The sequence below is a fragment of the Rhizobium acidisoli genome, assembly GCF_002531755.2.
GTDB lineage: Bacteria > Pseudomonadota > Alphaproteobacteria > Rhizobiales > Rhizobiaceae > Rhizobium > Rhizobium acidisoli.
The window spans coordinates 156,515-171,516 of record NZ_CP035002.1; the positions used below are offsets into that span (position 1 = coordinate 156,515).

Annotated in this window: 12 protein-coding genes; 9 read left to right on the forward strand and 3 right to left on the reverse strand. The window is 62.1% G+C overall.

The annotated features are described in order from the left end of the window. Positions 1–210: 210 nt before the first annotated feature. The 6 genes from CO657_RS33145 (at position 211) to rbsK (ending at position 6,431) form a co-directional block, all read left to right on the forward strand. Complete coding sequence (locus CO657_RS33145; RefSeq protein WP_054184326.1) at positions 211–1,851, forward strand: extracellular solute-binding protein; 1,641 nt, start codon at positions 211–213, stop codon at positions 1,849–1,851. Positions 1,852–1,923: 72 nt separating this feature from the next. Continuing rightward, positions 1,924–3,042 (forward strand): carbohydrate ABC transporter permease, encoded by a 1,119-nt coding sequence (locus CO657_RS33150; RefSeq protein ID WP_054184325.1) that lies wholly within the window; start codon positions 1,924–1,926, stop codon positions 3,040–3,042. Then, on the forward strand, positions 3,042–3,953 hold the full coding sequence (locus CO657_RS33155) for a carbohydrate ABC transporter permease (RefSeq protein WP_054184324.1): 912 nt from the start codon (positions 3,042–3,044) through the stop codon (positions 3,951–3,953). The genes CO657_RS33150 and CO657_RS33155 overlap by 1 nt, the downstream gene beginning before the upstream one ends. Before the next feature lie 16 nt (positions 3,954–3,969). After that, entirely contained in the window at positions 3,970–4,998 is a 1,029-nt protein-coding gene (locus CO657_RS33160) for a LacI family DNA-binding transcriptional regulator (protein ID WP_054184323.1), read from the forward strand. A gap of 42 nt (positions 4,999–5,040) precedes the next feature. Continuing rightward, positions 5,041–5,502 (forward strand): RbsD/FucU family protein, encoded by a 462-nt coding sequence (locus tag CO657_RS33165; RefSeq protein ID WP_054184322.1) that lies wholly within the window; start codon positions 5,041–5,043, stop codon positions 5,500–5,502. Next, on the forward strand, positions 5,499–6,431 hold the full coding sequence (gene rbsK, locus CO657_RS33170) for a ribokinase (protein WP_054184321.1): 933 nt from the start codon (positions 5,499–5,501) through the stop codon (positions 6,429–6,431). Before CO657_RS33165 ends, rbsK begins: the two co-directional genes overlap by 4 nt. Positions 6,432–6,468: 37 nt before the next feature. Here rbsK and CO657_RS33175 read toward each other — a convergent pair whose 3' ends face one another. After that, complete coding sequence (locus CO657_RS33175; RefSeq protein ID WP_054184320.1) at positions 6,469–6,708, reverse strand: ribbon-helix-helix domain-containing protein; 240 nt, start codon at positions 6,706–6,708, stop codon at positions 6,469–6,471. Between the two features lie 137 nt (positions 6,709–6,845). Here CO657_RS33175 and CO657_RS33180 point away from each other — a divergent pair, with 137 nt between their 5' ends. Continuing rightward, a complete protein-coding gene (locus tag CO657_RS33180; RefSeq protein WP_054184319.1) occupies positions 6,846–7,880 on the forward strand; it encodes an Ldh family oxidoreductase in 1,035 nt (344 codons plus the stop codon). Positions 7,881–7,954: 74 nt separating this feature from the next. On the opposite strand, the gene CO657_RS33185 is transcribed toward CO657_RS33180, so the two are convergent. Both CO657_RS33185 and CO657_RS33190 read right to left on the reverse strand, forming a co-directional pair. Next, a complete protein-coding gene (locus CO657_RS33185) occupies positions 7,955–8,923 on the reverse strand; it encodes a dihydrodipicolinate synthase family protein (RefSeq protein ID WP_054184318.1) in 969 nt (322 codons plus the stop codon). A gap of 112 nt (positions 8,924–9,035) precedes the next feature. Continuing rightward, a complete protein-coding gene (locus CO657_RS33190) occupies positions 9,036–9,740 on the reverse strand; it encodes a GntR family transcriptional regulator (protein WP_054184317.1) in 705 nt (234 codons plus the stop codon). A gap of 372 nt (positions 9,741–10,112) precedes the next feature. Between CO657_RS33190 and CO657_RS33195 the strand changes: the two genes are divergently transcribed. Both CO657_RS33195 and CO657_RS33200 read left to right on the forward strand, forming a co-directional pair. Then, on the forward strand, positions 10,113–11,381 hold the full coding sequence (locus CO657_RS33195; protein WP_054184316.1) for a metallophosphoesterase family protein: 1,269 nt from the start codon (positions 10,113–10,115) through the stop codon (positions 11,379–11,381). Beyond that, a complete protein-coding gene (locus CO657_RS33200; RefSeq protein WP_054184315.1) occupies positions 11,381–14,854 on the forward strand; it encodes an AAA family ATPase in 3,474 nt (1,157 codons plus the stop codon). Before CO657_RS33195 ends, CO657_RS33200 begins: the two co-directional genes overlap by 1 nt. Positions 14,855–15,002: the final 148 nt, after the last annotated feature.

The following is a 15,002-nucleotide window of genomic DNA, read 5'->3' on the forward strand; positions in this document are numbered from 1 at the left end:
ATGAAACGTTTCATTTTTTATTGACTTTTCCCGTTTGCCGTCTAATGCTCGCCCTCGAAACCGAGAGGAGCGGTTTCAAACAAGAAATATGAAACGTTTCATTTTCTTGTTTACCAAAAAGCTCTGCACGAGACCAGTCCTAAAATCGGAGCCGGGCCAGCCCACAGGGGCCGGCTGGCGGCAGCGCAACGAAACGTGGAGGAGGAAGATATGAAAGTCGAAATATACGATGCATTGATGCGCCGTCAGGCAAGCCGTCGCGACGTCTTGCGCGGAACGGCAAGTGCGGCGGCTCTGCTCGGCCTGTCCGGTGCGATGGGCGGAATTCCGGGCATGGCATTCGCCGCCGATGATCTGCGCGCCCAGATCCTGCAGATTCCGGGCGTCGGCAAGGGCTCGCCGACGGACGCGGACTGGCAGAAGGTCGGCGAGCTTTGCCTCGGCCCGACCAAGGCCAACGTCAAGCAGGGCGAATTTGCCGGTGTCGAGCTGACCTTCATGGGGCTCAACAACCAGAACCTGCACAACTTCCTGTTCCGCGGCTTCCTGAAGCCGTGGGAAGCTTATACCGGTGCCAAGATCAATTGGATCGACCTTGCGCAAGCCGACTACAATGCCCGCCTTCAGCAGTCGATCGCGACCGGCACGGTCGATTTCGACATTCTGGAAATGGGCGCACCCTTTGAAGGCGATACCGCCGGACGAGGGCTTCTGGACGAGATGCCTGACTGGGTTGCAAAGCAGATCGAGGCTGACGACCTGGTGAGTTACCTGAAGCCACCTGTGGGAACCTGGGACGGCAAGACCTACCGCGTGACGATCGACGGCGACTGCCACACCTTCGCCTATCGCAAGGATTACTTCGGCGAAGGCTCGATCAGCGGCATGGCCGAGCCGCCGAAGACATGGCAGGAGGTGAACGCGGCCTCCAAGGCGCTGATCGGCAAGACCGATCCGCTGACCAGTCAGCCGGCCTACGGCTATCTCGACCCGCTCAAGGGCTGGGGCGGTTTCGGCTTCTATTTCATCGAGAACCGCGCGACGGCCTATGCCAAATATCCGGGTGATCCGGCCTGGCTGTTCGATCCTGAAAACATGAAGCCGCTGGTCAATAACCCCGCATGGGTCCAGGCGATCCAGGACGTCCTCGATCTGATTGCGGCCAAGGCCTATCCGGCCGATCAGATCAATGCCGATCCCGGCACCACCGCCTTCTCGCAGTTCCTGGCGGGCACCGGCGCAATGCTGATGTGGTGGGGCGACGTCGGCTCCAGCGCGCGCACCTCGGACACCTCGGTCGTGGGCGATGTGGTCGGTTTCGGCATCAACCGCGGCTCCAACCGGGTCTACAACCGCAAGACCGGGCAATGGGAAGACAAGTATAATGAAGCGCCCAACATGGCCTATCTCGGCTGGGGCATCTATGTCACCAAGCAGGTCTCCGGCGACGAGAAGAAGCGCAAGGCGGCCTGGTCCGCCGCCGCCCATCTCGGCGGCAAGGATCTGTCACTGTGGACCTCGGCCTATCCCTCCGGTTTCCAGCCCTACCGCCAGTCCAACTTCAACTACGACGAATGGGAAAAGGCCGGTTACGACCGCGCCTATATCGAGGATTATCTGGGTTCGAACGCGGACAGCTATAACCATCCGAACGCCGCCATCGAACCGCGCATTCCCGGTATCTTCCAATATTACTCGGTCGCCGAGGACGAATTGGCAAAGGGTTTTGCCGGGCAATACAAGTCGGCGCAGGAGACCGCGGATGCGATTGCGGCCGCCTGGGAAAAGATCACCGACCAGATCGGCCGCGACAGCCAGCTGAAACTCTATCGGGCGAGCCTCGGGATCTGATCGTTTGACACCAATACGCCGGCGGACCGGAAGCGGTTCGCCGGCGCTCATTCTGTCCGGGCGAGGAAAATCATGTCGACAGTCGAAGGCGACCTGCTCCACACGGTCGAAGCCGGCTCCATTTCCGCGAGCCGCCGTTTTTGGGGCCGCACGGCTCTATGGCTGAGCGCCATATGGTTCATAACATCCTTCATCTTGCAGGGAGCCCATGAATTGGGCTGGACCGAATGGGGTTTTGCGAACTGGCGGCCGGTTCTTTACGCCTATTTTCTCTGGGCCGTCATTCTTTGCGTCACGCGCGTCGTCATCTACGGCGAGGCCGGCAAGAAGGCGCTTTTTGTTCTGCCGGCCGCGCTCTTCGTCGTGTCGATGGTGGTTTTCCCGCTGCTCTTTGCGCTCTGGATCGGCTTTTCCGATTGGAACCTCGCCTCCTCGACTGGGCGGCGCTTCAACGGGCTCGACAATGTGCGCCGGATGATCGCCGATCCGTTCTATGCCAATGCCCTGCTGAACATGATCCTCTATTGCCTGGCGATCGTGATCGAATATGCAATCGCCTTCGGCTTGGCGCTGCTCCTCAACCAGGACATTGTTGCGCGAAAATTCTGGCGGGTAATCTTCCTCGTCCCCTTGATGCTGTCGCCGGTCGCGGTGAGCTGGATGGTCGGCAAGTCGATGCTGGAGACCCGTTTCGGCCCGGTCGCGCGTTTCGCCCGCTGGCTCGGCTGGGAAAACCCGTCCTTCTTCGGCGATCCGCTGACGGCGAAGCTTTCGATCATGATCATGGATGCCTGGACCTTCATTCCCTTCATGATGATCATGCTGCTTGCCGGATTGCAGGGCTTGTCCAGGGAGGTGCTGGAGGCGGCCGAAGTCGATGGCGCCACCAGATGGCAGCGCTTCTGGAAGGTCACTTTCCCGCTCATGCTGCCGGTTTCGGTGACGGCGGTGATGATCCGGGTGATCTTCAAGCTCAAGCTCGCCGACATCATCATCACGGTGACATCGGGAGGTCCGGGCGGCGCGACCGATTCCGTCACCAGTTTCATCTATCGTGAATATCGCGACCGTTCGAATGTCGGATACGGTACCTTGCTCGCGCTCGTCTATCTGGTGATCATCGTCTTCGGGATGACAATGCTGATGAAGATCTCGGACCGTCTCGTGAAGCGGATGACAGGAAGGCTCTGATGGTTCGCATCGATTTCGAAAAATACGGGCGGGCTCAGCGAATTCGCTGGTGGGCCATGCGTCTGGCCGTCTACGGCTTGCTCGTCACCTGGGCGTGTGTCTGCATCTTCCCGTTGTTCTGGACGGTGTCGACCTCGTTCAAAACAGCCGCCGATGTCATGCGCGGCAATCTGATCCCCTGGTTCAACTTTACCCCCAGTTGGCTCGGCTGGCGCTCGCTCGGGCTCTCTCCCGATACGATATCCCAGGTATCGACGGTGCGTGACGAGTTCATGCGCAGGCTCTGGAACAGCATCATCATCTCGGTTGCGGCATCCGCCCTTGCGGTCGTGCTCGGATCGCTGGCGGCCTACGGTCTCAGCCGCTTTTCCTATAAGTTCGGCCATATGCGCAATTCCGACATTTCCTTTTTCTTCCTGTCGCAGCTCATCATGCCGCCCGTCGTCCTCGCCCTGCCGTTCCTGGTTCTCTACAGGGAGCTGGCGCTGCTCGACACCTATGCGGGCATGATCGCCGTCTACACGCTTATGGTCCTGCCGATCGTCGTCTGGATCATGCGCGACCAGTTCGCCACCATACCGGTGGAGCTCGAGGAGGCCGCGCTGGTCGATGGTCTGTCGATCTGGGGCGCGTTCGCCCGCATCATCGTGCCACTCGTACTGCCGGGCATGGTGGCCGCGTTCCTCCTGGCGTTGATCCTGTGCTGGAACGAATATTTCTTCGCCGCTCTGCTGACGTCTACCAATACCAACACGCTGCCGGTGATGATTGCCAGCCAGACGGGCAGCCAGGGCATCAACTGGTGGTCGATGGCTGCCCTTTCCACCGCCGGTATCCTTCCGCTTGTTGTCGTTGGCGTTTTGCTGGAAAAGCACATCATCGCCGGCATGACTGCGGGCGCTGTAAAATAGCTGCGGGATGTCGAAAATGTCGAAGATGCCGACAGTCAAGGATGTTGCCGAATATGCAGGGGTCTCCGTCGGCACGGTTTCGCGTGTGCTCTCGGGCGAAGCCGCGGTCAAACCCTTGCTGCGCGAAAAGGTCAACGACGCCATTTCTGCGCTTGGTTACCGGCCGAACGTCACCGCTAGAGCCCTGCGCACCAGCAGAACCGACGTCATCGGTCTCATTGTTCCTGACATCACCAATCCGTTCTTTGCGCAGCTTGCGGCAAGCGTCGAGCGGGCGGCGCTCGAACGTGCGCATAGCCTGATGCTGGCAAGCTCGCATGACGATCGCGAGGCGGAGCAAAGCCATGTTTCAGCCTTTCTCCACCGGTCGGTGCGCGGCATCATCGTCGTGGCTTCGAGCGACGGCTCAGGTCTTCATTTGCCGGCATCGGTCCCGATCATATCGCTGGACCGGCGCTTCGGCACCTTTCCCCTGGTGTCGACCAATCATGCGCAGGCGGCCGCGCTGATTGCCGACCATCTCTACGGGCTCGGACATCGCCGCATCACCTATATTGCCGGGCCGGCCGATACCGAGGCAGGGCGCATGCGCAAGGAAGGCTTCGTCGGCCGCATGGAGGAGTTCGGCAAGACCGGCCAACCCGTTGAACTGGAAATTGCCTATGGCAGGTTCGACTACGAGTCCGGGGAAAGAATTGCCCGCGATCTGCTCTCGCGCCCGGCCCAGGACCGGTCGACGGCGATCGCCGCTGCCAGCGACCAGCAGGCCATCGGCGCGTTGCGCGCTGCGCGCGACCTTAAGATCGACGTGCCGCGAAAACTGTCCGTCACGGGTTTCGACGACATTTCGCTCGCCAATCTCGTCGTTCCCAGGCTGACGACCATACGTCAGCCGGCCGACATGCTGGCACGGCGCGCGGTCGGCCTTCTCTTGGCGGAACCGCCCGGCGCGGAAGACGAAATGGTCGACGGATCGCTGATCGTGCGCGGTTCGAGCGGCCCGTGCCCGCAGCCCAAGGCAGATATCGCCGGCCATACGAATTGAAGCAGGCCGGTGCCCCGGCTACGAGAAAAGGATGGAAGATCAATGCTCAAGGGAATTCGGGCCGAACTCAACGGCAACATTCTTCAAGCACTTTGCAACATGGGACACGGCGATTATCTCGTCATCTCAGACATGAATTTTCCGTCGGATTCGATTGCCCGGCAGACTCGCCTGGGGACGCTACTGACCATGGAAAACATTCCCGCGCCGCAGGCGATCGATGCGATCCTTTCGGTCTTGCCGCTGGACACGCCGATCCAGCCTTCGGTCGGCCGCATGGAAGTGATTGGCAAGCCGGGTGAAATTCCCCCGATCCAGCAGGAAGTCCAGGCGATCGTCGACCGCGCCGAAGGCAAACCATCGCCGATGTATCCCGTCGAACGCATGGCCTTCTATGATATCGCCAAGAAGGCCTATTGCGTCATCGCAACGGGGGAACTGCGCTTCTACGGATGCTTCCTTCTGACCAAGGGCGTCATTCCGGCGGCGGAGGCAGTCCGATGAGCGAGAAAAGCGGAATCGTCATTCTCGGCATTTTTGCCGCCGACACCGCCTATAAGGCAAAGCGTCTGCCCCATATTGCCGAGACGCTGATGGGATCGGGTTTCACGCTCGGGCCGGGAGGCAAGGGCTCGAACCAGGCAATCGCCGCGGCAAAGGCCGGTGGCAAGGTGACCTTCATCTCACGGGTCGGCAACGACCCGTTCGGCGAGATGGCCCTTGCCGCCTATTCCCAGGCGGGCGTCAAAGCCAATGTGATGAAGATGGACGGTGTTTCCAGCGGTGCTGCCTTCATCTTCGTCGACGAGGTGAGCGGCGACAACGCCATCATCGTCGTGCCGGGTGCCGCGGGTCTTATCGACATCGAAGACGTCGAAGCGAACCGGGCGGCGATCGAAAGCGCCGCGATTTTCATGACCCAGCTCGAACAGCCGCTCGAGGCCGCCTTGCATGGTCTCTCGATGGCGAAAAAGGCAGGGGTCACGACGATCTTCAATCCCGCGCCGGCGCGAGCCATTCCGGACGAAATCTACGGCCTGTGCGATTTCATCGTACCCAACGAGGTGGAAGCCGCCGAATTGGTGGGTCATGCGATCACAACCGATGAGCAGGTCCGTGCGGCGGGCCGCGCCTTGCTCGATCGAGGGGCGCGGGCGGCGGTCATCACCCTTGGCGGACGCGGCGCATACTATCACACCGCTGATCAGAGCGAATTCGTCCCTGCATTCTCGGCAGGAAATGTCATCGACACCACTGGGGCAGGGGACGCATTTCTCGGCGGTTTCGCGACGGCGATTTCGGAAGGACAAACACCGATCGAGGCCGTCCGTTTCGGCTCTGCGACCGCTGCAATCGCCGTAACCCGGCCGGGCACCGCCCCCGCCATGCCGTCGCGTGCCGAGATCAGCGCCTTGCTGAGCTCTTCATATTGAGCACCGCGAGGGAATTCAGGGGAACCGGACCTTGCGGTCAGTTGGAGCTTTGTCTCGAGGCACGGTCGCGTAAATTGTCGAAATAGCTGGCATCGACTGGCGTGGTCGTCTCGGATGAAGCACCCTTGAGCAGGAGATCGCGCAAATGCTGCCGATCTCTGTCGCGGCGGATCAACTCGCATACGTATTCGCTACAGCTGCCATAACCTCGCCCGACGACCTGCTGACCGACGAAGTGCTTCAGGTTCTCCGGCAGCGAGATATTCATGGTGCTCATAGTGCTACAATAGCCAGGAAAGGCGGGAGTGTCCCGGCAAATTTGCCACCGAGCGAATTGCAGACGTTGATTTATCCTGCATACTATATGTATGCAGGATAAGCGTGCGATGAAAACCTGGCCGAGGAGAACGCAGCATGACGACGACCACCTTGACGATTGCCGACCTGCATAGCCGTGTCGAAGCCATCTTCCGCAAGGCCGGCCTCAATGCCGTGCAGGCCGGGGCGCTTGCCCGGGTCATCGTCGCCGGTGAGCGCGACGCCTGCAAATCGCACGGCATCTACCGCATAGAAGGCGCGCTGCGCACCGTCAAATCAGGGAAGGTCAAGCCGGACGCGGTGCCGGAACTGGACCTCAATGAAGGGTCCGCCATCGTCAAGGTCAATGCCGATGGGGGCTTTGCCAATGCGGCCTTCGAACTCGGCGTGCCGGCGCTGGCCGAACGCACACGCAAACTCGGCATTGCCGCCCTCGTCATCAATGATTGCACCCACTTCTCCGCGCTTTGGCCCGAAGTGGAGGCGGTGACCAAAGAGGGCCTTGCCGGCCTCGTCATGTGCCCGAGCTATGCGACCGTTGCGCCCGCCGGCGGCAACAAGCCGTTGCTCGGCACGAACCCCTTCGCCTTCGGCTGGCCGCGCCAGGACACGTCGCCATATGTTTTCGACTTTGCGACCTCCGTCGCTGCCCGCGGAGAAATCGAGCTGCACCGCCGCGCCGGCAAGCAGCTTCCCGAGGGCTGGGCGATCGATGTTGACGGCAATCCGACGACCGATCCGGAAGCCGCCCTTGCCGGCGCCATGCTGCCCTTCGGCGGACACAAGGGATCGGCCATCGGCACGATGATCGAACTGCTCGCCGGCATCATGATCGGTGATCTCACCAGCCCCGAGGTGCTCGACTATCTCGGCACGACGACACTTGCCCCCTTCCACGGCGAACTCATCATCGCGATGTCGCCGCAGGCCTTTGCCGCCGGCCGGCCCGGCGATCCCTTCGCCCGCGCCGAGCTGCTTTTCGAGGCGATCGTCGGCAGCGGCGCCCGCCTGCCGTCGCAGCGCCGCTTCGCCGCCCGCCGGAAGTCCGAGACGGAAGGCGTCCTACTGTCGGCAGCCGAGTTGGAGCTGCTTGATCGTCTTCTCGACAAAGGTCTCGACGCGATCTCGTGACGACGGAATCTTTTCCGCCGGTTTACAAATAAAAAGGCCCTCCGCGAGGAGGGCCGTCACCTTGAACCGACGGATTATGCCGAGGCTTTATATCTCTGCACGGCGCCCGGCAGCTTGCTCCACTCTGCGTACCAGGTGTCAAACAGCTTCAGCTGGGCTTCGACATAGCCGCGCTGGCTTTCGGAGAGCACATCCGTCTCGTTGAAGTGCAGCGTGTATTCCGGATCGCCCTTCAGCACCATCATGTGTTTGAAGTAGAGAACCAGGTCGGGGCCCTCGTCGAAGGAGGAGAGCACGGCAAGCGCCGATTCCAGTTCCAGCGCGCGCTGGCGGGCATCCGGATCGCCGGCGGCCGCAGCCTGGGCGAGCTTGCACATATGAATGACTTCCTTCGGCAGCACGCAGCCGATGCCGGTGATCGCGCCGACAGCGCCGCAGTTGACGAAGCCGTGGAAGACGCAGGTGTCGACGCCGATCATCAGCGAGACGTCATCGTCGCGGCTGGTGATGTTTTCGGCCGCATAACGCATGTCGGCCGCGCCGCCGAATTCCTTGAAGCCGACGAGGTTCTTGTGCTCCTCACGCAGCGTGAAGAACAGGTCGGCGCGGGTGGCAAAGCCGTAATAGGGGCTGTTGTAGATGACGGCCGGCAGGTTCGGGGCGGCCGAAAGGATCGCCTTGAAGTGGTTCTTCTGGGCCGCGACGACCGTGCCGCGCGACAGGACGCGCGGGATCACCATCAGGCCCTGGGCACCGACCTTCTGGGCATGCGCAGCATGCGCAACCGCCGAAGCAGTGTTGACGGCGCCCGTGCCGACGATGACCGGAATGCCGGCTTGCACCAGGCGCTCAACGCCCTGCATGCGCTGTTCGTCCGTCAGCAGCGGCCAGTCGCCCATCGAGCCGCAATAGACGACGGCGGACATGCCCTTTTCGATCAATTCCCCGCCCTTGCGCACCAGCGCGTCGAAGTCAGGTGTGCGATCGTCCTTGCAGGGCGTCATCAGGGCGGGAATGACGCCGGAAAAAATTGTGGCTTTCATGTCGATCTCCTTGAGCGCTGGGGGAGGCTTGATCGGCAAAGGTCGCCGACCTGATCGCAGATGGAGATAACATCCTGCGTTCTACTTGTCGACAAGAAAAATACAAAGCCTTTTATAAGGCGATGTCGAGCTTGCCGTTGCGACTGAAAAGCTTCTGCACCTGGGCGACGATCTGTTCGGCGTGCACCTTGCCCAGACCGTCGGCCGCCTCGATATCCCGTGCCTCGATCGCGGCAATGATCTCGGCATGTTCGTCGACGAACTGCTGCGGAAAATGTTCATCATAGGACTGGTAGTAAAGCCGGAGAATGCGCCGGCCTTCATCGAGCAGCCGGCGAAAAAGCCCGGTGAAATAAGGGTTGCGCCCGGCCTCGGCGATGGCAGCGTGGAAGGCGGCGTTGGTCGCGATCATCGCCAGCGTGTCGCGTGCTTCGATTGCCGCCGCATAGTCCTCGTGGAAACGATGGATAGAGGCCAGGTCCTCGCGGCGATGGTTCTGCGCCGCCAGCCGCGTCGTTACCCGATACATCAGGACGAGGGCGTCGAAGAATGTACTGAGATTGAGAAAATCGATGTTCGACACCATGGTCGAGCGGTTCGGCAGCGTTTCTATCAGCCCGTCACCGGCCAAGCGGACAAGCGCCTCGCGGATCGGTGTCCGCGACATCTTGAACCGCTCCGCCAACTGCACCTCGTCAATCGGGCTGCCGGGGGCGAGCTTCAGGTCGAGTATCTCGTTGCGCAGCAGGTCGTAGACCAGCTTCACGCCGGAGCCGCGTTTGCGTTCGGGAAGAGAACCGGGGTCGATGTCGGGCATAAAAACTCCTCTTGTCGACACGACAGATACAATGAGTTTTGAGCTGCATCAAATCTTCAAGTTCGGTTCCGCGGAAGATGTCAGGGATCCTCGACAACCGCATTTTAACATCCGATAAAGATGTTATAACATAACAAAGCGGCGTAATGCACGTTATGGAACATGGCGGCTGGGGCAGCAGGGTGCATCGGCTACGGTGCCGCCGCTGATCGATTAATATTGATTGTGGATGAGCCGGTTTGCCGGGCCCATTTCGCTCGCGCGGCTTGGGCGCGTGCTCCATATTCTGATGTTTACGGCCATGTGACAGCGACCGCGCGGTTATCTGTCCGAGGCCCCGCTCATCATCCTATCGCAACGCTTTCGGCATTCATGGCTTATCGTTTCGTCCACACCGCCGATCTCCATCTCGACTCTCCCCTGCGGTCGTTGGCGCTTCGCAACGCCGATCTGGCCGATCTCGTGAGCGACGCCAGCCGGCAGGCGCTGGTGGCGATCGTCGATCTGTGCCTTGCGGAACAGGTCGATGCGCTCGTCATCGCCGGCGATCTCTATGATGGCGAGCAGACGTCGATGAAGACGGCGCGCTTCCTGGCAAGCCAGCTGGAACGGCTGCACCGAGCGGGGATTCACGTCTTCAAGATCCGCGGCAATCATGATGCGATGTCGAAGATCGCCAAGGAACTGGTGATGCCCGATACGCTGAAGATCTTCGGCGGCCACGCCGAGATCGTGGAGACCACGAAAGGGAACCTGTCGGTCGCAATCCACGGCCTGAGCTTCGCCAAGCCGCAAGCGCCAGACTCGCTTCTGCCGAAGTTCAAGCCGCCGGTGACAGGCGCGATCAATATCGGCATCATGCATACGAGTCTCGCCGGATCAGCCGGACATGACGTCTATGCGCCCTGCAACGTGCTCGACCTCCACGCCTCGGGATTCGACTACTGGGCACTCGGCCATCTCCACCAGCGCAGCCAGCATCCCGGCACGGCCACGGTCATCATGCCCGGTATGCCGCAGGGCCGCGACATTAACGAGTCGGGCATCAAGACCGTATCGCTCGTGACCGTGGCGGACGACCGGACGGTGACGGTCGAGGAGCGGCTCACCAGCGTCGCGCAGTTCGAGCGCGTCGATGTCGATCTGACGGGTGTCAATGATTGGCGTGATGCGGCCTTGGCGGTGGAAGCGGCACTGACAGCGCAGCGCGACCGCACGGCCTCGCCGCATCTCGTCGCGCGCCTGAGGCTTTCCGGCCGCACGCAGCTTGCCTGGCAGCTTCGGCGTGATATCGACCTCATGCAAGCGGAAGCCGAGCAGCGCGGCGACCGGATCGGCCGGACCTGGATCGAGAAGCTGGAACTCGCCTTCGAAGCGCCCTTGACCCCCTCAGACGCATCCACCGCCGATCCTGTCGTCGAACTGGGCGCGCTGATGCGGGACGAGGTCATCGCCCGCAGCGGGTTTCGCGACGATATCAGGGAGGTGGTTCGCGACCTGCTCGCCGACCTGCCGCCCGAGAGCCGAGCATTCGCCGGGCATGACGAGGCTGGCTTCGAACGCTTCATCGACAGCCTTCTCGCCGATGGCGCCGAAGACATTGCCGCCCGGATGAAGGCCGCGGACCGGGCAGAAAGCTGATGCGCCTTCGACGCCTCGATCTCACCCGCTATGGCAAGTTCACCGATCACTCGATCGATTTCGGCGCGGTGCATCCAGGTTCGCCCGACTTGCACATCGTCTATGGTCTGAACGAAGCGGGCAAGTCGACCACCTTCGCCGCCTATCTCGATCTGCTCTTCGGCATCGGTGAGCGCAGCACCTACAATTTCCTGCATCCGTACAACACGATGAAGATTGGCGCCCGGCTGGAATTCGATGGCGCGGAGTACGAGCTGGCGCGGCTCAAGCTTCGGACCGGCAGCCTCGTCGACGATCGGGGGCAGGCTGTGAACGAGGCGCTCCTGGCCGGCGCACTCGGCGGCATCGGCCGCGAGGCCTATCGCACGATGTTCTCACTCGACGACCAGTCGCTTAAAGAGGGCGGTAACGCCATCATCCAGAGCAAGGGCGAACTCGGCGAGTTGCTGTTCTCGGCAAGTTCGGGCCTCGCCGGCCTCAGCCGTTCGCTGGTGACGGCCGCCGACGAAGCCAATGTGATCTACAAGAAGCGGTCGTCGAGCACGAAGCTCGCGGAACTCAAACGCTCGCTCGAAGCGTTGAAGGCCGAGCGCAATGCCATCGACACGCTTGCCTCCGCCTATTCGACGCTGAAATCGACCCATGAGCACGCCGATGCCGCCTATATCGCAACCACGCGGGAACTGGCCGAGGCCAAGGCCCGGCATCAGGACCTGACACGTCTTCTCGGCGCCCTGCCCGCGGCGCTGGAGCTCTGGCGGCTGGACAAAGATGCGGCCGATATGGGCGATCTGCCGCGGCCGCCGTCCGAATGGTTCGCGCTCCTGCCGCAGCTTTCCCGCGATGAGACGCGGCTGCAGGCGCTTCTCGAAACTGCCGACCGCACGCTGCGCCAGCTTACCGATGAGATCGAGGCGATCGTGATCGACGACAAGGCGCTGACGGTGGCCGCGCATATGGACATGCTGGATCAGGGTCGGGCGCGCTATCTCGCCGCTGAGAGCGACCTGCCGAAACGCCGGCTGGCGCTGGCCGAACAGGAAGCGGTGCTCGCCCGGCTTCTGGCCGATCTGGAACAGCCGGGCCATGCAACGCCCGAGGCGCTGCTGCTGCCCGCCTCGCTGATTGGCATCATCCGCGATCTCATCGAACGACGCTCCGGCGTCGAGGCGAAGCTGGCCGCCGCGAGCCGCGAACTGGTGCGAGCGCGGGAGAATCTCGAAAGGCTGGGCAAGAAAGACGGCTCGCAAAACGGAGCTGCGGTTCTCGATCCCGCGCGGCTTGGGCGCATTGAGGCGGCGCTGAGCCGGCTGACCGGATCCGATCTCGCAGTGCGACTCACCCTGGATGAACGGACCCTTGTCCAGGCGCAGCGAATACAGGCGAACCAGTTTGCACAGCTTGCACCCTGGACCGGCGACGTTGTGGCCCTGCAATTGACAAGCGCCGCGGAGCCTCGACAGATCGAGGCCTGGCGTGGCCAGGCGACTGCTGTCGACAAGCGGATTGGGGACCACGAGGCGCGGCTTCGCGATCTCGGCACTGAGCAGGCGCTGACCAAAGCCCGGATCGCAGCCTTCATTGCCGGCGGTTCGATAGACGATGCCGAGGCCATGAGGCTGCGCGATGAACGCGATGCCGCCTGGCAGGTGCATCTCGCCAGTCTGGATGCCGCCACGGCCCGGGCATTCGAGGAGCGGATGCGGCAGGACGACATGGTGTCCGCCGGCCGGCTGTCGCGGGCGCAGGACCTAGCGGAACTGCGCCAGCTGCGTCAGACGGAAGCGGCGACGGCAGCAGCGATCGAACGGCAAAGGGAACTGCTCGCCGAGGCGCGCGCCGAACATGATGCGCTTGCCGAGCGCATTCGTGGTCTGCTGCCCGGCACAATCGAATATGACGCCGAAGCTTCGGCGCGTATTGCGGCACTCGAGACCTGGAGCACCAGGCGGGCCGCGGCGCTGGCCGCCTGGGGCGATCTGCAGCGGGCCGAAGAGACGGTGGACGCGCTTCGCGGCGAACTGGACGGGCATGCTGCGACGCTTGCGGCCAGTCTTGCGGATGCCGGTCTTGGCGACGCAAACCATCTGCCGGTCACCGAGCTGATGCAGACTGCAAATGATATGCTTGCTGCCGGCAAAGCCGAGCGGGCGGCGCGGCAGGCGCATGAGAAGGCCATCGGCGATCTCAGCCGCGATCTGAGGGAGCGGGAGCGCGACCGGCAGGAGGCGGAAGCCACCATGGCGGCCTGGGACCGGGAATGGGCGGAGGCGCTGTCGCGAAGCTGGTTTGCCGACAAGGCCGGCTCGATGGCGGCCGTCCGCGCCATGCTGAATGCACTCGGCACACTGCCTGCCATCCTGAAGGAACGGGATGACCTCGCAAGCCGCGTTGCCGCGATGGAACGCGACCAGGAGCAATTCCGCGGGGATATTGCCGGTCTTCTCGCAGATTGCGGCCTCAGCCCGTCGGCAGCCGATACGCTCGCCTCCGCCAATGCGCTCGTGGAACGCTATGAGGCAGCGCGGCATGCGGCGCAACTTCGGGCAGACCGGCAGGCGGATCTCGAAAAACACCTGGAGAAACGACGGGCGCTGGAGGAAGAACTGGCCGTTCACAATGCCCGCAGGAACGAATTGACCAGCTATTTCGGCACGGACTCGCTTGCCTCAGTCGACGCATTCCTGAGCCAGGCCCGGGATCGGGACCGGCTGGAGGCGCGGGCCGCCACCTTGCGCGGCCAGATCACCGAAGCATTGCGCGCGACGAGTTTTGCCGAGGCCGAACGCCGCCTTGCCGATGTCGACGCCGATGCCGTCGAGCGCGATGCAATGGAACTCGACGCCCGGATCGAGGATCTCACCGAGCGGGCGAAGCTTCTTTATTCCGATGTGTCGCTGGCGCGGCAGAAGCTCGAGGCCGTCGGCGGGGACGACGCGGTGGCGCGCATCGAGGCCAAGCGCCGAACCACCTTCCTTGAGATCGAGGAACTGGCCGTGCGGCATCTGACGCTCCGTGCCGGCACGCTTGCGGCCGAGCAGGCGCTGCATATCTATCGCGAAAAACATCGCAGCTCGATGATGAACCGCGCATCGGAAGCCTTTCGTCTGATCACCGGTGGCAACTATTCCGGCCTGACGACCCAACCCGACCGGGACAGGGAAATACTGATCGGAGTGTCCCGTGATGGCGGCTCGAAGCTTGCGGATGCGATGTCGACGGGCACGCAGTTCCAGCTCTATCTCGCCCTTCGGCTGGCAGGCTATGAGGAATTCGCAGCGCTTCGGAGGCCCGTGCCCTTCGTCGCCGACGACATTATGGAGAGCTTCGACAATCCTCGCTCCGAAGAGGTTTTCCGCCTGCTCGGCGACATGGCAAAGGTCGGACAGGTCATCTATCTCACGCATCACTGGCATCTCTGCGAGATCGCACGGGACGTCGTTCCGAACGTGACCATCCACCAGCTGCCATGATTGGCCGTAAAGACATGTCGCCCGCCGCATAGGTACTTACTTACATCTGCTGTCAGAGAATGTAGGGCGAGATCAGACATCAGCAGCCGTCCTACCCGTTCACCAAAACAGACAAAACCGGCACAAGTCATGCCACAAACGGCGCTCC

Coding starts and splice junctions, on each gene's coding strand:
- CO657_RS33145 (WP_054184326.1), top strand. CDS start 211: ATGAAAGTCGAAATATACGATGCATTGATGCGCCGTCAGGCAAGCCGT.
- CO657_RS33150 (WP_054184325.1), top strand. CDS start 1,924: ATGTCGACAGTCGAAGGCGACCTGCTCCACACGGTCGAAGCCGGCTCC.
- CO657_RS33155 (WP_054184324.1), top strand. CDS start 3,042: ATGGTTCGCATCGATTTCGAAAAATACGGGCGGGCTCAGCGAATTCGC.
- CO657_RS33160 (WP_054184323.1), top strand. CDS start 3,970: ATGTCGAAGATGCCGACAGTCAAGGATGTTGCCGAATATGCAGGGGTC.
- CO657_RS33165 (WP_054184322.1), top strand. CDS start 5,041: ATGCTCAAGGGAATTCGGGCCGAACTCAACGGCAACATTCTTCAAGCA.
- rbsK (WP_054184321.1), top strand. CDS start 5,499: ATGAGCGAGAAAAGCGGAATCGTCATTCTCGGCATTTTTGCCGCCGAC.
- CO657_RS33175 (WP_054184320.1), bottom strand. CDS start 6,708: ATGAGCACCATGAATATCTCGCTGCCGGAGAACCTGAAGCACTTCGTC.
- CO657_RS33180 (WP_054184319.1), top strand. CDS start 6,846: ATGACGACGACCACCTTGACGATTGCCGACCTGCATAGCCGTGTCGAA.
- CO657_RS33185 (WP_054184318.1), bottom strand. CDS start 8,923: ATGAAAGCCACAATTTTTTCCGGCGTCATTCCCGCCCTGATGACGCCC.
- CO657_RS33190 (WP_054184317.1), bottom strand. CDS start 9,740: ATGCCCGACATCGACCCCGGTTCTCTTCCCGAACGCAAACGCGGCTCC.
- CO657_RS33195 (WP_054184316.1), top strand. CDS start 10,113: ATGGCTTATCGTTTCGTCCACACCGCCGATCTCCATCTCGACTCTCCC.
- CO657_RS33200 (WP_054184315.1), top strand. CDS start 11,381: ATGCGCCTTCGACGCCTCGATCTCACCCGCTATGGCAAGTTCACCGAT.